This window comes from Streptomonospora arabica (genome assembly GCF_039531585.1).
Lineage (GTDB): Bacteria > Actinomycetota > Actinomycetes > Streptosporangiales > Streptosporangiaceae > Streptomonospora > Streptomonospora halophila.
The window spans coordinates 169,115-191,499 of record NZ_BAAAQI010000003.1; the positions used below are offsets into that span (position 1 = coordinate 169,115).

Annotated in this window: 21 protein-coding genes; 6 read left to right on the forward strand and 15 right to left on the reverse strand. The window is 75.1% G+C overall.

Translation table 11 applies throughout. The annotated features are described in order from the left end of the window. Window positions 1-367: 367 nt before the first annotated feature. Window positions 368-1,819: a hypothetical protein gene (locus tag ABD284_RS06865; RefSeq protein WP_344141661.1), complete on the forward strand. Its 1,452-nt coding sequence runs from the start codon at window positions 368-370 to the stop codon at window positions 1,817-1,819. Window positions 1,820-1,911: 92 nt separating this feature from the next. On the opposite strand, the gene ABD284_RS06870 is transcribed toward ABD284_RS06865, so the two are convergent. The 5 genes from ABD284_RS06870 to ABD284_RS06890 all read right to left on the reverse strand — a co-directional run bounded on the left by ABD284_RS06870 (window position 1,912) and on the right by ABD284_RS06890 (window position 6,549). Continuing rightward, window positions 1,912-3,237 carry a serine/threonine-protein kinase gene (locus tag ABD284_RS06870; RefSeq protein ID WP_344141662.1) on the reverse strand — a complete coding sequence of 442 codons (1,326 nt, stop codon included), beginning with the start codon at window positions 3,235-3,237 and terminating at the stop codon, window positions 1,912-1,914. Window positions 3,238-3,268: 31 nt separating this feature from the next. After that, a complete protein-coding gene (locus ABD284_RS06875) occupies window positions 3,269-4,369 on the reverse strand; it encodes an SIS domain-containing protein (RefSeq protein WP_344141663.1) in 1,101 nt (366 codons plus the stop codon). Between the two features lie 55 nt (window positions 4,370-4,424). Further along, complete coding sequence (locus ABD284_RS06880) at window positions 4,425-4,601, reverse strand: Trm112 family protein (protein ID WP_155998242.1); 177 nt, start codon at window positions 4,599-4,601, stop codon at window positions 4,425-4,427. Window positions 4,602-4,644: 43 nt separating this feature from the next. Next, the gene (locus tag ABD284_RS06885; RefSeq protein ID WP_344141665.1) at window positions 4,645-6,003 is read right to left on the reverse strand and encodes a phosphomannomutase/phosphoglucomutase; all 1,359 of its coding nucleotides are present in this window, start codon (window positions 6,001-6,003) and stop codon (window positions 4,645-4,647) included. 138 nt (window positions 6,004-6,141) lie between these two features. Continuing rightward, window positions 6,142-6,549, reverse strand: a complete 408-nt coding sequence (locus ABD284_RS06890; protein ID WP_344141667.1) for a DUF3499 domain-containing protein — start codon at window positions 6,547-6,549, stop codon at window positions 6,142-6,144. A gap of 120 nt (window positions 6,550-6,669) precedes the next feature. Between ABD284_RS06890 and ABD284_RS06895 the strand changes: the two genes are divergently transcribed. Beyond that, window positions 6,670-7,122 carry a metallopeptidase family protein gene (locus ABD284_RS06895; protein ID WP_344141668.1) on the forward strand — a complete coding sequence of 151 codons (453 nt, stop codon included), beginning with the start codon at window positions 6,670-6,672 and terminating at the stop codon, window positions 7,120-7,122. A 22-nt stretch (window positions 7,123-7,144) separates the two neighbouring features. Here the strand turns inward: ABD284_RS06895 and ABD284_RS06900 are convergent, their stop codons facing one another. The 5 genes from ABD284_RS06900 to ABD284_RS06920 all read right to left on the reverse strand — a co-directional run bounded on the left by ABD284_RS06900 (window position 7,145) and on the right by ABD284_RS06920 (window position 14,587). Then, on the reverse strand, window positions 7,145-7,405 hold the full coding sequence (locus tag ABD284_RS06900) for a hypothetical protein (protein ID WP_344141669.1): 261 nt from the start codon (window positions 7,403-7,405) through the stop codon (window positions 7,145-7,147). Window positions 7,406-7,564: 159 nt separating this feature from the next. After that, entirely contained in the window at window positions 7,565-9,007 is a 1,443-nt protein-coding gene (locus ABD284_RS06905; RefSeq protein WP_344141670.1) for a DUF5719 family protein, read from the reverse strand. Beyond that, window positions 9,004-12,258 (reverse strand): glycosyltransferase, encoded by a 3,255-nt coding sequence (locus tag ABD284_RS06910; RefSeq protein WP_344141672.1) that lies wholly within the window; start codon window positions 12,256-12,258, stop codon window positions 9,004-9,006. Before ABD284_RS06910 ends, ABD284_RS06905 begins: the two co-directional genes overlap by 4 nt. A gap of 214 nt (window positions 12,259-12,472) precedes the next feature. Then, entirely contained in the window at window positions 12,473-12,760 is a 288-nt protein-coding gene (locus ABD284_RS06915; protein WP_311544036.1) for a WhiB family transcriptional regulator, read from the reverse strand. Between the two features lie 234 nt (window positions 12,761-12,994). Continuing rightward, complete coding sequence (locus ABD284_RS06920) at window positions 12,995-14,587, reverse strand: hypothetical protein (protein ID WP_344141673.1); 1,593 nt, start codon at window positions 14,585-14,587, stop codon at window positions 12,995-12,997. A gap of 444 nt (window positions 14,588-15,031) precedes the next feature. Between ABD284_RS06920 and cofD the strand changes: the two genes are divergently transcribed. The 3 genes from cofD (at window position 15,032) to ABD284_RS06935 (ending at window position 18,156) form a co-directional block, all read left to right on the forward strand. Next, window positions 15,032-16,006 (forward strand): 2-phospho-L-lactate transferase, encoded by a 975-nt coding sequence (cofD, locus tag ABD284_RS06925; protein ID WP_344141674.1) that lies wholly within the window; start codon window positions 15,032-15,034, stop codon window positions 16,004-16,006. Further along, complete coding sequence (locus ABD284_RS06930; protein ID WP_344141675.1) at window positions 16,003-17,298, forward strand: coenzyme F420-0:L-glutamate ligase; 1,296 nt, start codon at window positions 16,003-16,005, stop codon at window positions 17,296-17,298. The genes cofD and ABD284_RS06930 overlap by 4 nt, the downstream gene beginning before the upstream one ends. A 192-nt stretch (window positions 17,299-17,490) precedes the next feature. Beyond that, window positions 17,491-18,156, forward strand: a complete 666-nt coding sequence (locus ABD284_RS06935; protein WP_344141677.1) for a lytic polysaccharide monooxygenase auxiliary activity family 9 protein — start codon at window positions 17,491-17,493, stop codon at window positions 18,154-18,156. A gap of 128 nt (window positions 18,157-18,284) precedes the next feature. On the opposite strand, the gene ABD284_RS06940 is transcribed toward ABD284_RS06935, so the two are convergent. Further along, window positions 18,285-19,151, reverse strand: a complete 867-nt coding sequence (locus ABD284_RS06940; RefSeq protein ID WP_344141679.1) for a hypothetical protein — start codon at window positions 19,149-19,151, stop codon at window positions 18,285-18,287. A gap of 274 nt (window positions 19,152-19,425) precedes the next feature. Here ABD284_RS06940 and ABD284_RS06945 point away from each other — a divergent pair, with 274 nt between their 5' ends. Continuing rightward, complete coding sequence (locus tag ABD284_RS06945) at window positions 19,426-20,118, forward strand: HAD family hydrolase (RefSeq protein ID WP_344141680.1); 693 nt, start codon at window positions 19,426-19,428, stop codon at window positions 20,116-20,118. A 110-nt stretch (window positions 20,119-20,228) separates the two neighbouring features. Here the strand turns inward: ABD284_RS06945 and ABD284_RS06950 are convergent, their stop codons facing one another. Genes ABD284_RS06950 through ABD284_RS06965 form a run of 4 tightly spaced genes read right to left on the reverse strand, consistent with a single transcriptional unit; the run spans window position 20,229 to window position 22,096 of the window. Continuing rightward, window positions 20,229-20,825, reverse strand: a complete 597-nt coding sequence (locus ABD284_RS06950; RefSeq protein ID WP_344141681.1) for an alkaline shock response membrane anchor protein AmaP — start codon at window positions 20,823-20,825, stop codon at window positions 20,229-20,231. A 7-nt stretch (window positions 20,826-20,832) separates the two neighbouring features. After that, entirely contained in the window at window positions 20,833-21,438 is a 606-nt protein-coding gene (locus ABD284_RS06955; protein ID WP_344141682.1) for a DUF6286 domain-containing protein, read from the reverse strand. A 51-nt stretch (window positions 21,439-21,489) separates the two neighbouring features. Next, the gene (locus ABD284_RS06960) at window positions 21,490-21,876 is read right to left on the reverse strand and encodes an Asp23/Gls24 family envelope stress response protein (protein ID WP_344141683.1); all 387 of its coding nucleotides are present in this window, start codon (window positions 21,874-21,876) and stop codon (window positions 21,490-21,492) included. A gap of 49 nt (window positions 21,877-21,925) precedes the next feature. After that, complete coding sequence (locus ABD284_RS06965; protein WP_344141684.1) at window positions 21,926-22,096, reverse strand: hypothetical protein; 171 nt, start codon at window positions 22,094-22,096, stop codon at window positions 21,926-21,928. Window positions 22,097-22,385 lie beyond the last annotated feature (289 nt).

The following is a 22,385-nucleotide window of genomic DNA, read 5'->3' on the forward strand; positions in this document are numbered from 1 at the left end:
CGGGAGCGGCCACTCCATTCACTGTCCGTGCCGGGCAGGCGAACGCGCGGCGGGATCGGCGGCCCAGCACCGCCGACGCGCGAAGGTGACGAAGTCGGGGACGCGGGGCGCGCGCCTCCGGTTGCCCGGCAAACGCCGCCGGTTGACCCGCGCGGCCGAACTCCGGGGGCGAGCGGCCGCTCGGGGACGGCGCGCCGCGGTGGAAGGTTACCGGGCCGCAGGGCCCGGGATCGGCGTGTTCGCTCTGTGTTGGCCGATTCGAGGCCGGATCCTTAGCTTGCGGCGGCCCCGGACCGTTCCCCGCGATCCCTGGAAGGATCATCACAAGCCGGGTTTTATCGGCCGTGCCGCTGGCTACGGTGACAGCGTGGACACCCGACGACGCGGCCGCGCCCTTGCTCCGGAGAGCTTCCCCGACGCCGTGCGCAGGCGACTCGGCAACCTCGACCGGCTGCGCGAGGTGTGGGCGGACAACCGGCGCTACGGCGACCGGACCGACGACCCGGCGGTCAACCGGCGCAGCGCGCGCCGGCGCATCGAGGAGCTGCGGCGGCTGGCCGACCAGGACACCGCCGCCTCCGATGCGATCGCCGCCGAGGAGGACGCGTTCTTGGCCGTGGCCCAGGACTGCCGTTCCGGCGTCCGCCTGACCCCGGGCTACTTCGAGGCGCTGGCGCGCGGGGCACCCGACTTCGGCCCGCCGCTGCCCGCCCCGGAGGGCGTGGGCGAACTGCTGGCCGAGGCCGCGGCCGTCGAGACCCATCCGGTCATCCGCGCGGCACACCTCTTCGCGACCTGCACCGACGCGATGATGACCGGTTCGGCGCGTCCCGCCGCGACCGGGGACTCGGGCGCGGCCGCCCCGGACCGGCCGGGCCCGCCCGCGCACCTGCGCCCGCTGCCGTGGTGGCTGGCCTCGCTCTCGCTGATCCGCTCCGACCTGCCGCCGCCGGCGATCGACAGCCGCTGTCCGCTCGACCTTCCGTCGCGCTCCGCCGCCGGCGGTGCCATGCCCTGGCCTGTCGCGGCCGGCGGCACGCCCGCGGTCCCGGCCCCGACCCCCGACGGCGCACCCGCCTCTGCGCTGCGCGCTTCGGCCGGGACCGAGGACGACCGGCTGACCCCCCTGGTGCTGCTGCTGGCCGACCTGGAGACCGCCGCTCTGCGCTCCGAGCTGAGCCGGCCCTCGCGCGTGCCGACCGCCCGCCGCGGCGAGAGCGGCCGCCTGGCCGCCGCGGTCCACCGCCGCATCGTCGACCACCTGCGCCTGCGCTGTGCACCGCTGCACCTGGTCCTGCGCGAGCTCGACCCCGCGTGCCGGTCCGTGGTCAGCAGCTCGACGGGCGGCCCGGCCTTCGCCACGCCGAGCGACCCCGCCGGGGGCGGCCCCTCCGGATCAGGGGCCGCGCCCTCTCCCGCGGGGCCGGCCGACGACTCCGCCACCGCCACCCGCACCCGGACCGCGGCCGTACCCGCCACCGCCGAGCGCAGCCGCGACTCCGCCAGGCGTGCGCTGTTCAGCCCCGGCGCCAACGAGTGGCACGCCTCGCTCGACGTCGACCTGGCCGACGGCGTCCTGCGGCTGACCGTGTTCGTCCAGGAAGTGGGGTCCTCGGCCACCGGGGTGCTCGCCGTGACGGCCGACGGCCGGCTGAACGCCGAGGACGGCGCGATGGACGTCCTGGAACCCGGGTGCGCCGACTGCGTGACCCTGGTGCCCACCGACGCCGCCGACGACCGCTGGCCCGAGGTCGAGGCGTTCGTCGACGACGTGCTCTCGCGCTCCATCGGACAGCTGGCCCGCTCCGCCCGCTACTGACCGCGCCGCCTCGCGCACCGCGGCCGCACCGCCCCGCCCCTGGACTCGGGGCGCTCCGGGTGGCCGGGCCCTGCGGCGCCTGCGTTCGCGGGTTAGCCGCTCAGCGCCACCAGGAAGAGCACCAGAAGCAGGATGATGATGGCGATCAGCACCGCCGGCACCACCCATCCCTGCGACAGGATCGGGTCGTCGGCCTGCTGCCGCGGAGGGCTCGGGCGCTGCTGCCCCATGTTCGGCGGCGGCTGCGTCGGCATGCCGCGGTTGCCGTACATGGTGTTGGGACCGGTCGGCGGCGGACCGGGGGGCGGGCCGCCGGTCATGTTCGGGTTGGGGCCGGGCATCTGCGGACCCGGGGACATCGGCTGGCGGGGCGGGAACCCGCCCTGCTGGGGGCCCGTGGGCTGCGGAGCGTTCGGCGGAGGGCCCATCGCTGCGCCCTGGCCGCCGTAGCCGCCCGGGTAGGGCGTCTGCGGCCCGCTGGGCGCGGGTGTGACCGGGCCGCCCTGCACGGGCGGGGCGCCGGGACCGGGCATGGGCGTCTGCGGGCCGCTGAGCGGCCCCTCGGCGATGCGCTCACCCTCCTTGAGGGCGTCGTCGGTCGAGACGGTGCTCTCGTGGCCGAGCAGCCGCATCAGCAGCTCCTGGGCGGAGGGCCGGCGGGCGGGGTCCTTGTCCAGACAGGTCTGGACGATGCCCAGCAGCCAGTCCGGCAGCCCGCTCAGGCTGGGCGGCGCGCTGACCACGCGGTGCACGACGGCGGGGACGCTGTCAGTGCCGAAGGGCGCGTTGCCGGTGGAGGCGAACGCCATGACGCAGCCCCAGGCGAAGATGTCGACCTTCTCGGTGATCACCTTGCCCTCGATCTGCTCGGGCGCCATGTAGGACGGCGTGCCCACGATCGAGTTGGTCATGGTCGCGGTGCCGTCGGAGACGCGCGCGATCCCGAAGTCGATGACCCGCGGGCCGTCCGGGCCCAGCAGCACGTTGCCGGGCTTGAAGTCGCGGTGCACGATGCCGGCCTGGTGGATGGCGACGAGCGCGGTCGCGGTCGAGACCGCGAGGCGCTGCAGCCCCGCACCCTTGTGCGGCCCCTTCTCGGCGACCACCTCCTGCAGCGACCTGCCGGGCACGTACTCGGAGACGACGTAGGGCGGGTCCTCGTCGAGCTGGGCGTCGTGGATGGCGGCGGTGCAGAACGAGGCCACCTTCTGCGCCGCGCGCACCTCCTTGGCGAAGCGCTTGCGGAGATCGTCGTCCTGGGACCACTGGTCGTTGAGGACCTTGATGGCGAACTCGTCGCCCTCGTCGTCGCGGCCGAGGTAGACAACACCCTGGCCGCCCTTCCCGAGGCGTCCGACCACGCTGTATCCACCGAACGAGGCGGGGTCGTTCGGCGACAGCGACTCGGGACCGGGCATCGATCTCCTCCAGATGCGGCCGTGGCTGGCGCTAGCGCACGACCAGCGTATGGGTTGGGGGCTCATCGCCATAGGCGAGGGCTACATACACAGTGACGTAATCAATTAGAGCGATCAAACCGGCAATCCGTTCCAATGCGCCCGCTTCGGAAGCGGAGAACTCGGTCACGCCGACGCCCCGCTCACGGGCCGCATCGGCGGCGGCGTCCAGGTCGCGCGCGGCGGCCGGCTCCTCCTCCGGGTCGCGCAGCAGGACCAGCCGGACCGACACGGGGCCGCCCTCGACCGGGTCGTCGAAGATCGACCGCGGGCCGGTGCCGCCGAACGGCCCGTCGACGACGGCGACCGGGCCGTCGAGCAGTCCGGGCGCCCGGCTGCAGAGCGCAGGATAACCGGCCACCGAGGCGCTCCGGGAAGCCAGATAGCCGGCCGCGGCAGTGGTGGCGGGGGTGGCCCCGCACACGAGCGGAACGCTGCCGGCGATGTCCAGTGCGGCGGTCTTGGCCTCGTTCTCCCAGGTCTCGACGGTGGGACCGTAGTCGGCCGCGGCCTGTTCCAGCCGCACGGCGGCGGCCTCGTAGGCGGCGTCGGGCGGAGTGGTGAGCCCGACCCTCTCGGCGGCCGTCAGCAGCGCCGCGGCCGGCTCCCACACCGCGTCCGGAGGCCCTCCGACCTGAGGAAGCGTCACCGCGGGCGCGCGGGCCTGCTCGGCCACCGCGGCGAGCGGGTTGTCGCGCGGTCCCACCGCGAGGAAGCGGCAGCCGCGCCGCACCGCCTCGGCGGCGCACTCGCGCACCCACGCGGGAATCTGGCCGATTGTGGACGCGGCCGCCACGACGAGGTCGTGGCCGCCCACCCAGCCGGGCAGCCGGTAGTCCCGGACCGTCACGACGGGGACGGGGCAGCCCGGCCCGAGCACGGCCGCCAGCACGTCGCCCGCGAGACCGGCCGCGCCGGCGCCCACGACGACGAGCGAGCGCGGCCGCCCCTCGCTGGAGAGCGCGTCCAGCGGGGCCTCGGCCGCCGCACCGCGCGCCGCCCGCAGCCGCGCCGCCGCCGACGCTGTCGCGCGCAGCGCCTCGGCGCCGGCTCGGGGGTCGTCCAGCCGCAGCTCGTCGGGTTCGGCCGGCATCGGTTCCTTTCGCGGTGGTGCGGACGGACCCCGTCGGCGGAGGCGGGGCGGGGCCTCAGCCGATGGCGCGGGCCTCGTCGACCAGCAGCACCGGGATGCCGTCGCGGATGGGGTAGGCCAGGCCGCTCTCGTCGCAGACCAGTTCGCCGGCCTCCTCGTCGAGCCGCAGCGGCGCCTTGCTCTTGGGGCAGGCCAGGATCTCCAGCAGCCAGTCGTCGATCTTCGCGGTCATCGCCGTCTTCCCGTCAGGTGGTCGTGGTGCGCCGGGCGCCGGCTCAGGCGCGCACGATGGCGAGCACGTCGTCGCGCAGCTTCGCCATCGCCGCGGAGTCGGCGGCCTCGACGTTAAGCCGCAGCAGCGGCTCGGTGTTGGATGCGCGCAGGTTGAACCAGGAGCCGTCGGCCAGGGTGACCGACAGGCCGTCGAGGTGGTCGACCTCCGCGGCACCGGCGTAGGCCCGCTCCACGGCCTCCATGCGCCCCTGCTGGTCGGCGACCTCGGAGTTGACCTCGCCCGAGGCCGCGTAGCGGGTGTACTCGGCGGTGATCTCCGAGAGCGGGCGGGGGTCGGAGCCGAGCACACGCAGCACGTGCATCGCCGCGAGCATACCGGTGTCGGCTCGCCAGAAGTCGCGGAAGTAGTAGTGGGCGGAGTGCTCGCCGCCGAAGATCGCCCCGGTCTCGGCCATCGTCGCCTTGATGAAGGAGTGGCCCACCCGGGTGCGCACCGGCTCGCCGCCGTGCTCGCGCACGATCTCGGGCACCGACTGGGAGGTGATCAGGTTGTGGATGACCGACGAGCCGGGCTCCTTGGCCAGCTCCTGCACCGCGACCAGCGCGGTGATGGCCGACGGCGGCACGGGCTCGCCGCGCTCGTCCACCACGAAGCACCGGTCGGCGTCGCCGTCGAAGGCCAGCCCGATGTCCGCGCCGGTCTCGCGCACCCGGGCCTGCAGGTCGACGAGGTTGTCGTAGTCGAGCGGGTTGGCGGGGTGGTTGGGGAAGGTGCCGTCCAGCTCGAAGTACAGCGGGTCGATCGCCAGCGGCAGCTCGCCCAGGCGCTCGGTGCCCAGCACGGCGGGCACGGTGTAGCCGCCCATGCCGTTGCCCGCGTCGACGACGGCCCGCAGCGGCCTGCTGCCGGACAGGTCGACCAGGGAGCGCAGGTAGCGGGCGTAGTCGGTGAGCAGGTCGCGCTCGGTGACGGAGCCGCGGGGGCCCTCGGCCTCGGGCACGCCCCGCTCGGCCAGGGCGCGGATCTCGGCCAGCCCGCTCTCGGAGCCGACCGGGGAGGCACCGGCCCGGCACATCTTGATGCCGTTGTACCTGGCGGGGTTGTGGCTGGCGGTGAACATGGCGCCGGGCATGTCGAGCCGCCCGGCCGCGAAGTAGAGCATGTCGGTCGAGCCCAGCCCGGCCATGACCACGTCGACGCCCTGGCCCGTCACGCCTTCGGCGAAGGCGGCGGCCAGTTCGGGCGAGGAGGGCCGCATGTCGTAGGCCACCACCGCCGACGGACCGCCGACCGTGCGGGCGAACGCCGCGCCGATCGCGCGCGCCGTGGCGGCGTCGAGGGTGTCGGGGAAGACGCCCCGCACGTCGTAGGCCTTGAAGATGTCGCCTAGGTCACCCACACGCTGCTCCGGATTCGGTAGTGATCGGGGCTTTCGGTCTCCGCCGCGCCGCCGTCGCGGCCGCGGGCGGGCGCCGTCCACGTCGCTCCCAAGTTACCAAGGGGGCGGGGGGTGCGGGCGCGGGCGGTGCCGCGGGGGTCAGGCGTCGCGGCCGGGCCGCGCGGAGTGCTGCGACGAGGGGGGCTCGTGCTGGTGGGACTCGGACTTGACCACCCGGAGGTGGCCGCGTCTGTTGGTCTCGACGCCCTGGCCGACGGGGCTGTCGGCGGCCGGCGGGCGGGCGGCCTCGCGCACGGCGTCGGCGAGCGCCTCCAGGTCGTCGCTGCCGGGGCCGGCGCCGGAGGACTCGGCCGGCAGCCGCACGACCTCCCAGCCGCGGGGCGCCGTGAGCCGCTCGGCGTGCATGGCGCACAGGTCGTAGCAGTGCGGCTCGGCGTAGGCGGCGAGGGGACCGAGCACGGCCGTGGAATCGGCGTAAACATAAGTGAGCGTGAAGACTGCGGGCTGCCGGCACGCGGTGCGCGAGCAGCGTCGTACGACGCTCACGAGGACCGACTTTATGCCCTTCCGACGCCGCACGCCAGCATCGCCCCGCTGTGCCCGGCCTTCCGGGAAGCCGGGGAACCGCGCGTGTGTCGGCCCGCGGGGGCTGCATCCGGGCGGCGGATGGCATACTCTCGAACCGTGCGACGAGTGCACCTTGATAGGGCTCAAGCCGACCGAGTACGACGTCGAGACCGGCGCGGGCGAGGGGTCCGCGGACCCCTGGCGCCGCCTGAGCTCCCCATGAGCCGCAGCCGGGCCCATGTCTTCGACGATCTGGTCCTCGATGCCGTGGAGCGGTTGGAGCGCCACTGGGCGCGAGAGCTCGCCAACGTGGAGTTCCTGGTCGAGGACGTCCCCCGGGTGCCCCGCGGGGTCACGGCCGAGGACGGCATCCCCTTCTCGCGGCTGGAGGCCGCCAAGAACGGGCAGGCGCGCATCATCGTCTACCGCAGGCCGGTCGAGATCCGCACGCGCGAGCCCGAGGAGATGGCCCTGCTCGTCTACGACAGCGTGGTCGAGGAGGTCGCCAACCTGCTCGGGCTGGAGCCGGAGACCGTCGACCCCGAGACCTGACCGGCGCGCCGGCCGGGCGCTCTCAGGGGCGGGTGTCGGGCACGACGGACAGCGCCACCCAACGCCCGTCGGACGTGCGGCACTCCCAGGTGACCGGCTCGCCGTTGCCCAGCCGCAGCTCGGCGAACCACTCGCGGACCACCGGGACCGACTGGCTGGCGACGCCCCGCTGGTACTCGGCGTAGCGTCCGCGCAGCCAGCGCGCCGCCGCGAAGGCGCTGTCGTAGGTGCCGGCGTAGCGTTCCCGCGCCTGGCCCGCCTGCTCGTAGCCGTTGTAGTGCATGGGGCTCCCTCGGACCCGCGGGCCCGCCCCCCCGGCGCCCGCGCGCCCCGTCCCGCGGAGCAATGATGGCACCGCGCCGCCCGCATGTCCCCCCGGTGTCCGGCCCCGGCCGCGGCCGGGGCCGAAGTCCGCGAACCGGAGTGGACCGGCGCCGGCCGGCTACTCCACGAGCGCCGTGAGGGAGTCCTCCACCGCGGGCAGGGCCACCTCGGCGGGCGCCGGCACCAGGGGCTGGACGGAGGTCGCGGTCTCGCCGCCGCTCTCCTGGGTGAGCACCCGGCCGGCGTAGACGGGAGCGTCCCCCTGGATCCGCACGATGAAGGCGTGGGCGCCGTCGGGTGCGGGCAGCTCGGCCGTGGCGGTGCGGTCGGCACCGATTTCCGTGCGGACCGCCTCGCCGTCGGCGGAGCCGTCCTCGGCGACCGGCGTCACGACAGCCGTGGCAGGCCGCTCCAGCGCGGTGAAGACCAGGCGCGAGGCGGTCCCCTCGGGGTTGGCGGGCACCACCGCCCTGCCGTCGAGCGGGCCCTGCAGCGGTTCGGCGGCGGCCGAGTAGGCGGTGTCGTCGCCGTCGTCGCGCGTGGTCGCCACGCCCGCCACGACCGGGCCGTCGGCCTCCACCACGGCGGCGGCCGCCTTGTCGCCCATCAGGCCCTCCAGGCTGAGGAAGGCGCCCGCGGCCGGCGGGACGCTCAGGTCGGCGAGGCTCTTGTGCTCGACCCGCCCGTCGTCGGTGTACAGGCGCACCTGGGCGGTGACGGCGCGGTCACCGGGGGCGGCGACGAGCAGGTGCTTGGTGCCGCCGCCCGGCGGGACGGCCGGGATGACGTGGGTCCGGGCGGGCTCGGCCGTGGGCGGAACCCAGTCCTGCCCGCTGCCGCCGCGGTCGGCGAAGAGCGAGGCCGCGACCCGCCCGGAGTTCGTACGCACGTGCACCACGGCGGTCCGGCTGCCCTGGACCAGGTCGGTCAGCTGCACCTCGGTGCCGCCGTGCGGCTCGACGGCGATGCCGCGGGTCTCCTCCGAGTAGACGGGGCCGTCCGCGATGTAGACGTCGACGTTGGCGGTCGCCTGGTCGCCGTCGGGGTTGGCCAGCAGCAGGCGCAGCTCCTCCAGCGCCGTGCCCCCCGGTGCGGCGAACCAGGTGCTGATGCCCGGCTCGGCGCAGCGCACCTCGGTGGCATAGGCGCCGTCCTCTCCGACGGTGGTCTGGGCGACCTCCAGGCCGGCTGCGGCGGCGCCCCGAGCCGAGACGACGGTGTGCCGGTCGGAGCCGCCGGTGTCGGCGCTCCACAGCTGTCCGGCCTCGGCCGGCTCGCCCACCTCGGGCGCGTCCGCGGAGTTCTCGACGGCCGAAAGCCGACCGCCTCTGCCGCCCTCGTCGGGGCCGACCGCGAACGCCGCCGCCTGCGAGGCGCGGTCGTCGCCCTGCGGAGGGGGGCACATCCGCATCGACGACTGCACAGGCGCGGTGTCCGGGGACTCCGCGCCCCCGGGGGCGGCGCCGACCGAGCGGGTGGCGACGGCCACGCCGAACAGCGCGGTCAGCGCGATCAGCACCAGCCCCAGCAGCGCGAAGCGGTTCTCGACGATCAGCCTCACCGGTCGCTCCCCTCGCTTCCGGCGCTGTCGGCGCCGCCCGTGTTCTCCGCGCCCCGCCCGCCGGCGCGGCGCGTCCCGCGGGCCCGGTGGCCGCGAGTGGCCCCGCGGGTGCCGGTGGAGCCGCGCAGCCCGGCCAGGGCCGGCCGGCGCGGCCGGGGCGCCGGCTGGGACTCCTCCTCGCGCAGGTCCTCCTCGGTGCGCACACCGGGCAGCGCGAAGACGGCCACCAGGACCAGCAGAGCGCCCTGGGCGGCCAGCCACGTCCTGCGCAGCGGGTCGTCCTTGTCCAGGCGGAGCCGTCCGCTGTCGGCGGGCAGCGCGAAGGTCGTCAGTCCCCTGCGGTCGGCGCCGGCCGTCAGCGCCTCGCCGTCGAGGGTGGCGCTCCAGCCCGTCCCGGCGGGCTCGGCGAGGACCAGGGTGCGCCCGCCGGAGCCGGAGGGGACCCGGTAGGCCCCCTCGCCGCGCCGCTGGAGCACGGCGGGCTCGCCGTCGCCGGTGACCCGCAGCCGCCCGGTGGGCTCGTCCAGGCGCCACAGGCCGAACCGATCGGTCAGCAGGACCCGGGACACGCCGGGCACCCCGTCGAGCGTGTCGACGGGGGTGGTGGAGGCGCCGTCCGACGCCGGCGGGCGCGGCATGAGGACGTACCCGATGCCCAACCGGGCCAGCTCGCCGGCCTGGTCGCCGCCCTGCCCGGCGATCAGGCCGGCCGCGGTTTCGTCCAGGGCGTCGCGGACGCCTTCGGCCGCGGGGATCTGCCCCTCGCCGATGCGGGGCTCGCGCCCGCGCAGGACGGCGTAGCGCACCGGCCCCTCGGACTCGGGCGAGACCACGAGGGTGCGGGCGCCGCGGGCGTCGGAGCTGATGGCCGTGAGCATGCCGGGGATCTCGGGACCGCCCTGGCCGGTCAGCGGCCCCTGGGCGCCGTTCCACATCCACACTCCGGCGGCGCACACGGGCGTGGTCAGGGCCAGGGCGGCGGCGCCGGCGACGAAGGCGCGGCGCGGACCGCCCATCGACCACATCACGCCGAAGGAGCGGGCGGTGGTGGCCGCCGACAGCAGCATCGCGGTCGCGGCGAAGGCCAGCGCGACGCCGGGCCAGGCGGGTGCGCTCGGGCCGCCGTACCAGGGCTCGACGGGCACGCGGCTGATGACGATCGCGACGAGGATGCCGAACAGCGCGACGCTCCAGCCCACGGCGATCTGCATGCGGTACCGCAGGAGCAGCAGCGCGAACAGGGCGGCGGCGAGGAAGCCGGCGGTGACCCACACCGGCGGGCTGCCGGGCCCGCCGGGCGAGAGCATGAGCAGCTGCTCGGCGCTGGGAGGCGGCGAGGAGAGCTCCGGCCGGTGCAGCCCCGCCTCCAGCAGCCACAGGGAGGGGTGCAGGAACAGCTCAAGGGACCAGGGCAGCAGTAGGACCAGCGGCACGCACAGCGCGATGGCGAGGCTGGCGTGGAGGCGGCGGCCCAGGTGGCCGAAGGCGACCGCCACCAGCACCCCGGTGACCAGCGCCAGGAGCCACAGCAGCGGCACGAAGGCGGTGCCGACGGCGATGAACAGGGCCAGCGCCCAGGCCGTGCGGCGCGACTGGCGCGGCGGCAGTGTGAGCAGCCGGGTGAGCAGGATGCCGAGCACGGGCAGCAGCGCGTGCACCACCGCCGTGCCCAGCCGCCCCTGGGCCACCGCTCCGGTGGCCATGGGGAGCAGGGCATAGGAGCCGGCCATCCACACCTGAGCCGGGCGGTAGTCGAGCACGCGCCGCGCGAGCAGGTAGGCGGTGAACCCGGCGAGCGGCACGCAGCCCAGCAGGATGACGCTGACCGCCAGCCACGGCTTGCCCAGCAGCAGCGTCGACAGCAGCGCCAGCACCCCGACGTACGGCGGCGCCGGGGCGCCCGCGCCCGCCCCTACCCCGGGCCGGCCGGTGAGGTAGAGGCTCCACAGGTCGGCGGCTCCGCCGGTGACGGGCGGCAGCGCGCCGCCCGACAGCTCGGCTCCGAACAGCAGCGAGCGCTCGGCGACCAGGGTGACCACGGCGAGGGTGGCCACCAGCAGCACACCGGGGCTGCGCAGGGCGCGCATCAGAATGCTGTGGTCGTCGTCGAGCGGGTCCTCGTCGTCGCGCGGCGGCGCGGTGACCGCCTGGTGGCGGCCGGGGCTGTCCAGGCCCGGCGTTCCTGCGACCAGGTTCGACACCGCGTCGGTGAACTGCCGCAGCGCCACGCCGCGGGCGAGGAACGGGCGGATGGCGCTGTAGGTGCGCTTGCGGTTGCGGCGGCGCCGCACGCGGGCGCGCAGGAGCCGGAAGGGCATCAGGTACACGGCGCTGATGGCCACGGCCTCGTCGAACGCGTTGGCCGGCTGCTTGGCCGCGATGTACATCAGCACCCGCAGCAGCGACGCGAAGGTGTTGCGCACGAACGCGGCGAGCATGCCCCCCAGGGGCAGGTTGGCCAGCAGCACAAAGATCGCGTTGCGGCGGTCCAGGCGGCGGGGGTGGTCGGCGGCCGCGCTGATGCGCCTGCGGCGGCGCGCGGCGGCTTCGGCGTGGTAGGCGACCGCGTCGGTGACGATCAGGACGCGGTGGCCCGCGCTGCCGGCGCGCCAGCAGAAGTCGATGTCGTCGCGGAAGACGGGCAGGGTGCGGTCGAATCCGTCGAGCTGGTCCCACACGTCGCGGCGGACGAGCATGCCCGCGCTGGAGACGGCCAGGACCGCGCGTGTGCCGTCGTGCTGGCCGTGGTCGAACTCGCGCGCCTCCAGCCCGGTCTCGCGGCGCCCGGCGCCGTCGATGGTCACCCCGGCCTCCACGAGAAGGCGGCGGTCGAACCAGTCGCGCAGCTTGGGCCCGAGCACGGCGGCGCGGGGGTCGTCGTTGGCGGCCAGCAGCAGGTGCTGCAGCGCATCGGGGTCGGGCGTGCAGTCGTCGTGGACCAGCCAGACCCATTCGGTGGCGTCGGGGGCGGCCCCGGGGAACTCCGCGCGGGCGCGCGGCAGGTCGAGGGCGGCGCGCACGGCGTCACCGAAGCCGGTGGAGCGGTCCGGTGTGGTGATGGCGTCGGGCGCGATGAAGTCGGCGAGGATGCGGCCGCTGCGGTCGCGGCTTCCGGTGTCGACACCGATGACACGCTGTACCGGCCGTGACTGCTCGCGGACGGCTTCCAGCGTCTCCGGCAGCCAGCGTGCGCCGTCGTGGGTGACGATGACGGCTGTGACGATGTGGCGAGCCGGGTCCAGAGGTAGCACGGCTGGGCTTCGCTCTCGGGGGTTCGAGGTCGGGATGCGGCGACCGGGTCGCGATCGCCTGCTGACGGCAGAACACCTTACGCCACCTGCGGGCGCTTACGTGCCGATATCTTCCGCTACGGACTGCGCCTTAGCACTCGTCCGGTAAAGCGCGGATAAAAAACGCGCGCCCCGGGCAAAAACCCAGGGCACGCGTCAGCGATGCCGGAGGCGGTCACAGCATGTCGGCGAGGAAATCGAAATCCTGGCCGGCCGCTTTCTTGAGCCGCCGCCGCTCGCGTTCGGAGAGTCCCCCCCAGATGCCGAAGCGCTCATCGTGCTCCAGCGCGTATTCCAGACACTCCGCCCGCACCTCGCAAGACAGGCAGACCTTCTTCGCCTCGCGCGTCGAGCCGCCCTTCTCGGGGAAGAACGCCTCGGGGTCGGTCTGCGCGCACAGTGCGCGCTCCTGCCAGCCCAGATCTTCATCTGAACCGTGCGCCAGCGGGATGACCTCGCTCATGCGCACCTCCTATTGCCCCCCTAGATGTACCCTCCCTTTCGACCCCCGGGAGGGTGGAATCACACCTGGAAATTACACGCGTGAGACTCGCTATACGTCAAGCGCGCTGCGTGGTAATCCCCTGAATATCATGTAACAAACGACCGCCGGGCGTCTACCCGTCCGGGTCGGCTTCAGCGGATTACCACGCAATTGTGGGGCTGCGGAGGGCGCAATGCGCCGGCGGGCGCGGGCTCAGCGCCGGTCGTCGTCGCGGTACCACCCCTGGTTCTCGGTCCCCTCGGCGCCCTGCTGGCCGTAGGGCGTGCCGTAGACGGGGTCGATGGCCGCCGTCTGGTCGGTGGCGGTCTCGTCGGTGAAGAACGGCTCGAGCGGGGTTTCGCGTCGCGGCTCGGCCGGCGCCTCGGGCTGCTGCTGTTCGGCGGGTTGCTGGTACCAGCCGTACTGTATTGCGTCCTGGGCGGCCTTCTCCCCCTCGCTGCCGGGCTGCGGCGCGTACTGGGCGGGGTCGTAGGGCGAGCTGTAGGCCGACTGGCCGCCGGTGCCCGCGGCGTAGGGCTGCTGCTCGCCCGTGCCGGTGCCGTAGCCGGGGTGGCCGCCGGCCGCGTAGGGCTGCTGGCCGCCGCTGCCGGCACCGTAGGCCGGCTGGCCGCCCGTGCCGTAGGCGGGTTGGCCGCCGCTGCCGGTGGCGTAGGGCTGCTGGCCCCCCGTGCCGTAGGGCTGCTGGCCGTAGGCGTCGTAGCCGGGCTGGTAGCCCTGGCCGTAGGCGGCCTGGCCGCCGGTCTGCCCGTAGGAGGGCTGCCCGCCGGTCGGGTCGTAGGAGGGCTGGACGGGCTGGTAGGGGTCCTGGCCGGCGCCGGTCTGGGGGTAGGCGGCGCTCTGGCCCTGCCAGGTCGGCGTGTAGGGCTGCTGGCCCCCGCTGCCCGCGCCGTAGGCCGGCTGGCCCGCCGGGTCCGGGGAGTAGGCCTGCCCCGCCGCCGGGTCGGTGCCGTAGACCTGCTGCGCGCCGTAGGCCGGCTGGCCCATCGGGTCCGGGGAGTAGCCCTGCCCCGCCACCGGGTCGGTGCCGTAGGGCTGCTGGGCCGCCGGCTGCTGGGCGCCGTAGCCGTAGGCCGTCGACGGGTCGCCCGCGTAGGTCTGCTGCTGGTTGGGGTCGTAGGCGCCCGGCTGCGCGGGTGCGGCGCCGTAGGGCTGCTGGCCGGCCCAGTCCTGCTGCTGGGGCTGCTGGTAGGCGGTCTGGCCGCCGGTGGGGTAGCCGGGCTGGGCGAACGCCTGCTGGCCGCCGGTCTGCGGGGCGAAGGACTGCTGCGCACCGGTCTGCGACGGGAATCCGGGACCGCCCATCGGCATGCCCTGCTGAGTGGGAGCCGAGCGCGGGACCAGTTCGTGGTCGCCGAACACCCGCAGCATGAACAGCCCGGCGAAGGCGGTCACGGCCAGCTGGCCGCCGACCGCGAGGAGCGAGGTGAAGCCGTCGGCGAGCTCACGGCTCTCGTTGGCGTCGACGAAGCCCATGACGATGCCCACGAGCCCCATCAGGGCGGCGAAGCCGGTCATGATCAGTGCGGTGAGCACCACGGGGAAGTTCACCGACGTCTTGACGGGGGCGGTGGCCACCAGGGCGACCGCACCGGCGAGCAGCCCCACCAGCAGCGGGCCGTGCAGCAGTTCGGTGCCCACACTGGTGAAGTTGGCGGCGGCCGTGGCGTCGTATGTGCTTCCGTGGCCGAAGATGAAGATGACGCCGCCGAGCATGTGTGCGGCCACCGCACCGAGCAGCGCCCAGGCAGCGGGCACCCGCAGGCGGTTGAGTGCTTCGTTGTTCAAGAGAGGTTCCCCTCCGGTGCTTCGCCGCCGCGTCACTCGCGCCGGTGGAAGCTTCGCGTTTCAACGGATTGTCACGCTCGGTCCGCCCGGCGGCGATGCGGGGTCGCCGGGCCGGGGAGCGCTGCATTGTGGGGGTCGCCACCGCGGACGGGCGCCGCGCCGGTCGGGCCCGAGCCTACGGTGTCGTCGCGCCGGAACCACCGCGCCGCGACCCGGACCGCGAGCTGCGCGCCCGGGCTCCGGTGCACCCGGACCGGAGCCCGGGGTGGTGCCGGGTGTGCCTGCCGCCCTCGGGCCACCGCCCCGGCTCGGGGCGCCGTGCACCGCGGGCTCGCCCTTCGCCGCCCGCGGCCCGGCCGGGACGCTGTGCGCCTCGGTCGTCTGCTCCCCGCAGGGGCGGAGAGTATGGCACATACACCGGAACAGCCTGCCAGACTTGGGCGCATGCGGATAGTCGTACCGGCAGGCGGTATCGGGGGCGCGCGCTTCCTGCGCGGGCTGAAGAAGGAGCTCGGGGTCGGTTCCGATCCCGTCGGCGAGGAACCGGCGATCACGGTCATCGGAAACACGGGGGACGACATCACCCTGTTCGGACTGCGGATCTGTCCGGATCTGGACACTGTGATGTACACCCTGGGCGGAGGGATCAACGAGGAGCAGGGCTGGGGGCGGGCCGACGAGTCCTTCACCGTCAAGGAAGAGCTCGCCGCCTACGGGATGCAGCCCACCTGGTTCGGCCTGGGCGACCGGGACGTCGCCACCCACATCGTCCGCGCGCAGATGATGGCGGCGGGCTACCCCCTTTCCGCGGTCACCGAGGCGCTGTGCGACCGGTGGCGCCCGGGCGTGCGCATGCTGCCCATGACCGACGACCGCGTCGAGACCCACGTGGTCCTCGACGACGAGGCCGGCGGCCGCCGCGCCGTCCACTTCCAGGAGTGGTGGATCCGGCACCGCGCCGCCCTGCCCGCCCGCGAGATCGTCGGCGTGGGCGCCGAGGACGCCACTCCCGCGCCCGGCGTGCTGGAGGCGATCGAGCAGGCCGACGCCGTCCTGCTGCCGCCCTCCAACCCGGTCGTCAGCATCGGCTCGGTGCTGAGCGTGCCGGGTGTCCGCGAGGCCCTGGAGCGCGCCACCGTGGTGGGCGTGTCCCCGATCATCGGCGGCGCGCCGGTGCGCGGGATGGCCGACGCCTGCCTGCAGGCGATCGGGGTGGAGACCAGCGCCCGGGCGGTGGCCGAGCACTACGGCCCCGAGCTGCTGGACGGCTGGCTGGTGGACGAGGCCGACGAGGGAGCGGCCGTGGACGGCATCGCCGTGCGCTCGCTGCCGCTCTACATGAGCGACCCCGAGGCGACGGCCGCGATCGCCCGGGCTGCCCTCGACCTCGCGGCGGAGCTGGAGGAGCAGCGGGCATGAACGACACTCCGGCCGGGGAGCTGAGCGTCCTCGCCGTCAAGGGCCTTCCGCAGGTCGGCCCCGGCGACGACCTCGCGGCTCTGATCGCCGAGGCGGCGCCCGACCTGCGCGACGGCGACGTCCTGGTCGTGACGTCCAAGATCGTCAGCAAGGCCGAGGGGCGCATCGCCGAGACCGACCGCGAGTCCGCGATCGACGCCGAGACCGAGCGCGTCGTGGCACGCCGCGGACCCACCCGCATCGTGCAGACCCGTACCGGACTGGTGATGGCGGCCGCGGGGGTCGACGCCTCCAACGTCGAGCCGGGGCGCGTGCTGCTGCTGCCCGAGGACCCCGACGCCTCGGCGCGCGCGCTCCGCGCCGGACTGCGCGAGCGCCTGGGCGTTCGCGCGGCCGTGGTCCTCAGCGACACTTTCGGGCGGCCCTGGCGGGTCGGGCAGACCGACGTCGCCGTGGGCGCCGCGGGGATCGGCGCGCTGCGGGACCTGCGCGGCGGCAAGGACGCCTACGGCAACGTGCTGGAGTCGACCCTGCTCGCCCTCGCCGACGAGGTCGCCGGTGCCGGCGAGCTGGTCAAGGGCAAGGCCGCGGGCGTACCCGTTGCGGTAGTGCGCGGGCTCGGGCACCTGGTCACCGACGAGGACGGCCCGGGCGCCGCCGAGCTGGTGCGCCCCGCCGACGAGGACATGTTCCGCTACGGCTCGCGCGACGTGGTGCCCGCACGCCGCACGGTCCGCGACTTCACCGGCGACCCGGTCGACCCCGCGGCGGTGCGCCGGGCCGTGGCCGCCGCGGTCACGGCGCCCGCGCCGCACCACACCACGCCGTGGCGCTTCGTCCTGGTCGAGTCGCCGCAGGCGCGGACCCGGCTGCTGGACGACATGCTCGCAGCCTGGGTGGCCGACCTGGTGCGCGACGGCTTCAGCGAGGAGCAGATCGTGCGCCGCACCCGCCGCGGCGATGTGCTGCGCCGCGCGCCCTACCTGGTGGTGCCCTGCCTGGTCGCCGACGGCGCCCACCCCTATCCCGACGAGCGCAGGGCCGCGGCCGAGCGGTCGATGTTCCTGGTGGCCATGGGGGCCGGGGTGCAGAACCTGCTGGTGGGCCTGGCCATGGAGGGGCTGGGCTCGGCGTGGGTCTCCTCGACGATGTTCTGCCCCGACGTGGTGCGCTCGGTGCTCGGGCTGCCGCCCGACTGGCAGCCGATGGGCGCGGTGGCCGTGGGCCACGCGGCCGAGCGCCCCAAGGACCGCCCGCCGCGCGACCCGGAGGCGTTCGTCCAGGTCCGCTGAGCGGCGGTACGCCCGGCAGACACGCTCCGGGTGCGCGTCGAAGGCGCGCGCCCGGAGCGACGTTTTTCGGTGGGTATCTCGACAGATTCGGAAACCCTGTGTTTCACTCTGGTTTCGCCGGGTATCCAGAAATTGTATGGGAGCGCTCCCGAACACCCGGATGTCCCCCACCGGAACTACGGAGAACGCGCAATGCAAGCATCTGCTCACGCCGCCCCTCGGCGTGTCCTCACCGTCCTCGCCGCCCTGGCAGGCGCTCTGGCGTGCATGCTGCCGCTGGCCAACGGCGCCCTCGCACACGGCTCGATCCTCGACCCGGCCACCCGCAACTACGGCTGCTACGAGCGCTGGGGCGACGACCACCTGAACGAGGCCATGGCGCAGGAAGACCCGATGTGCTGGCAAGCATGGCAGGACAACCCCAACGCCATGTGGAACTGGAACGGCCTCTACCAGAACAACGTCAACGGCAACCACCGGGCCGCCGTCCCCAGCGGCACCCTGTGCAGCGGCGGCAACGCTGAGAACGGCCGCTACTCCTCGATGGACACACCGGGCGAGTGGAAGACGACCGACATCAGCAACAACTTCACCCTCCAGTTCTACGACCAGGCTTCGCACGGCGCCGACTACTTCCGGATCTACGTCAGCAAGGACAGCTACGACCCCACCAGCCAGCGGCTGGGCTGGGAGCACCTCGACCTGGTCAAGGAGACCGGCAGCTACGCGCCGACCCAGAACATCGACATCCCGGTCAACACCTCCGGGTACTCCGGCCGCCACGTGGTCTTCACGATCTGGAAGGCCTCCCACATGGACCAGAACTACTACTTCTGCAGCGACGTGAACTTCACCTGAGCCGACGGCACCCGCCGTACAGCGTCGCCATCGGGCCCCGCCGGACGCGCCCCGCGCATCCGGCGGGGCCCTCGCACGCCGCAGGCCGCCCGCCCACCTCGCGCCGGGACCGCGTGATCGGGGCCCGGTCAGGCGCCGGCCGTCCCCGCCTGGGCCTGGGGTTCGAAGTGGCCGCGCAGCAAACGCTCGCGCTCCTCGTCGGTGGACAGCGGGCACGTCGCGCACCGCTGGCCGGAGAAGCGGTAGTAGAAGCAGCAGCCGCCCGCGACCATGAACATCCGCTCGGGCCGGTGCTGCGGGCGCCCGGCCAGAGCCAGCGGGAACGGGCGCTGGCGCGGCGCGACCCGCGAGCGGTCGAGGTTGAGGCACTCCACCATGCGGCGGGCGCGCTCCCAGGCCGCGGCCTGGTCGGCGCCGACCTCCTCCGAGGCCAGCAGGAGCGCCGCGTGCAGGGCGTCGGCGACCATGCTCCACTGCGGGCGCAGCCCGAAGCGGGTCGTGGCGCGCACGGCGTGCACGGCCGGTTCGAGGACGGCGGCGGCGGAGCCGACGAACCAGCGGTCCAGTTCGCGCTCGGACCCCACGGTCACCGTGTCGGGGCGCCCGGCCATGGGGTCTCCGGGCAGCAGGGCGGCGTCGGACCGGCGCAGGGCCAGGCGGTCCAGTCGCCCGCCCTCCATGCGGCGCACCCACAGCAGGTGGGGCTCCAGGCGCGGCGCGCGGCCCGTGAGGTAGGCGGACATGGCCGCCAGGGTGAGCACCTGGCGTCCCAGGTCGGCGGCGAGGAAGGCCGACGCGGAGATGCGGTGGCCCTGGCAGGACGCCTCCGTGAGGCGGTCCAGGAGTTCGGGGACGCGCTCGGGGACCCGGTCCAGCCGCACCCACTCGGCGCCTCGGGGCTCGGGGTCGCGCGCACTCAGCAGGTCGGTCTTGAAGTACAGGTCGCGCTCGTTGACCCAGTCGACGACCCCGGAGAGCGGATGGCTGCCCGGCATCAGACCCCCTTCGCGACTCGGCGCGTCGGCCGTTGTCGGCAGTCGGCGCCGGACTTCTCCGGCATCGATAGGTAAGCCTATCCTCATACCGGTCGTCCGTGTCCAGCGGGGCGGGCCGCCCGCCCGGCGGCACGGGCCCGCGGGGCCGCGCGGGGCCGCGTGGACTACCGTGGCAGGTGAGACGCGGCCGCGGGCGCAAGGAGGCCGCCGAGTACGGTCGGCGCCGGTGCCGGCAGGCGCCCGCGGCCGACCGGCCGGTAGGGAAGGGACGCGCGTGGGCAAGCGACTTGTGCTGTGGGACGTCGACCAGACTCTGCTCGACATCGGGCGCCTGGGGGCCGACATCTTCGCCACGTCCTTCGCCGACTGCAGCGGGCTGACCGGGCACACCGCCACCCGCGGCCCCGGGCGCACCGACTGGCTGGCGTTCGACGAGACCTGCCTGGCCAACGGCGTCGACCCCGCCGAGGAGGCCTTCCGGCGCTTCGCCGCGGCCCAGGAGGCCGGCGTCGAGGCACGCTACGCCGAGATCGCCCGCTTCGGCCGGGTGCTGCCGGGGGTCCCGGAGATCCTGCGGCGCTGCGCGGAGCACCCCGACATCGTCTCGTCACTGCTGACGGGCAACACCCGGCGCACCGCGGAGCTGAAGCTCGCCGCGCTGGGACTGGACGGGCTCGTCGACACCGCCCTGGGCGGCTACGGCGACGACCGCAGGGACCGCCCCGAGCTCGTGGGCGTCGCGCGCGAGCGCGTCCAGCGGGCCACCGGCACCTCCTTCACCCCCGACACCACCGTGCTGGTCGGCGACACGCTCAACGACGTGCGGGCCGCGCAGCTCGGCGGCGCGCGCATCGTCGCCGTCGCAACCGGTACCGCCTCGGCAGCGGACCTGCGCGCGGCAGGCGCCGAGACCGTGCTCGGCGACCTCTCCGACACCGAGGCGGTCCTGGCGGAGCTGCTGAGCTGACCACCGCGACGCCGCCGCGCCCCTGGCCGCGGGCGCCCCGCCCCGCGCCGGACACCCGGCCCGACCGGCGGCCGACGCCTGCGAGGCGCCGTGTCCCGGAGGCGGACCGGCTATTCCGGTGCGCGCCGCGGGTTCTTGGGCGGCGCCGTCGTCGACACGCGGATCACCGTCGGCAGGGCGTCCCGGTCCAGCGCGGTCCGCAGGTCGGCCAGCGCCTCGGAGCGCACCCGCCGCCACAGGTCCGCGACATCGGCGTCGTCGTCGAGCGTGAGGTCCAGCCGCAGGTGCGGGGTGAGTGCGGAGTCGGTCACCCGCGCCCGCGCACGGCGCACGCCGTCGTAGCCGCCGACCGCCTCCTCGAAGGCTTCGCGGGCCGCGCCTTCGGACATCTCGGTGGCGCCCCGCCCCGAGTCGGCCTCGACGACCAGCCGGTTCACGGTGTCGCTGCGGCCCTGGACGATCATCCAGCGCAGGGCGAGCAGCGCCGCCGGCACCGCGACGGCGACCACCCCGTAGGAGAGCAGCGTCCCGGCCGCGCCCGAGGGCCAGGAGCCCACTTCGGCGTCGGCGAGCCGGCGTCCGAGCAGGCCGCTGCCCGCGGCCAGCGCCAGGGCACCGGCCGCCGCCAGCGCCGCCCCGATCAGGACGAGCCCGCACCGGTTGCCGCGCGACGTCCTGCGCGCGGTGGATGCCGGAGTCTCGGTCATGCGCCCCTCACGCCTTCGTGTGCCGCACACTCGCGGTCACCTTGAACGCGCTGACGGGCTCCAGCTCCGCCAGCCGGCGGCCCACCGCCGCGGAGACCTCGCCGCGCAGCTCGGGCGCCTCGCGGAGATCGGTGCGCACCCGCACCCTGACCCGGCGCCGGCCCACCGAGACGCGGGCCGCGCGCACCCCGCCGACCTCCTGGGCCGCGGCGGCCAGCGTGCGCTTGAGCCCCGAGCGCGACAGCCCCACCACCAGTTCGGGATCTGCGGTGCGCAGCGCGGTGAAGCGGCTTCGTCCGGGTACCAGCGCCACCGCGATGAGCACCAGGCCGGTCGCGGCGGCCACGGCGGAGGCCGTCTGCACGACGGGGTCGCTCCACCGCGCCGTCGCGGCGTGCTCGCCGGCGGCCGAGGTGACCGAGGTGCGCATGGGCGCGCCCGCAAGGGCCGAGGCGACCTCGACCGCGGCGAGTGCGGCGACTCCCAGGACCAGGGCGCCGACGATCAGCGCGGGCCAGGAGCGCCGCGGCCGGAAGGTGTGCACGGCCACGCGGCTCGCGCGCCGGGCGGCGGCCGGGTCCGGCCGGCTCAGCGCGTCCTCCACGGTTGTCATGGGTTCTCCCCCCTTCCTCGTCGGCGCACCGGTGGGCCGGGGCGTCCGGCCTCATACGGCGCGGCCGCGCACCAGTTCCGCGATCTCGATGTCGACGCAGCGCACCGACATACCCGTCATCCGCTCGACCTCGGCGGCGGTGTGCTCCCGCACACGCCGCGAGGTCTCGCGGGCCGACCGCGGGTAGGCCACGGCGATGCGCAGGCGGAGCGTGGCGGTTCCCCCGTTGCCGGTGATCCGGACGCGCGCCCGCACCCGCCGGCGCCCGCGCCGCACTCCCCCGCCGGGCCCGGCCACGCCGGAGACCTCGGCGGCCGCGCGGGCCGCGATGGCGGCGACCGCGTCCTCGCCGATCACGGTCCGGCCGCGCTCCTCGGCCGGCGCGGGCTCTCCACTTGAGGCGGAGCGGTGGACGGGTGCAGCGGGTTCGGCGGTCACAGCCCGCACCCCGTTCCGCTCTTGGGCACCGGGCGGTCGGCGGCCGTCCTCATCCCCGGCGGGTGAACAGCTCCGCCAGGTCGATCTCCCCCTCGAACGCCCGGCCGACCAGGAACCCGATCGCGCCGAGCACCAGTACCAGGGCGAACGCCCCGAAGCCGCCGAAGGCGCCGGCCAGTCCCAGCACCACACCGAAGGCCAATCCCACGACGGGCCACATGTGCCTTCCCTTCCTGTTCGCCCCGCTCGGCGGCGCGCCGCCGCCGGCGCGCCGGCCCCCGTGCCGAGGCTCCGGCTCTGCCCGTCACCCGCGGCCGGCACGGACCGCAGACACCGCCGCGTCCCGGGGCGGCGCGCCGCCCCGGGACGCGGCGGCGCGGCGCGCCCTTGTGCGCAGCACACGGCGGAACGGCCGATCGGCCCCCTATGCGGACCGGCCGCCGACCGCCCGGCTGCGCAGGGCGGCGGGCGGGCGGGAGCGGAGCCCGCTGACCCCCGAGTCCGCAAGG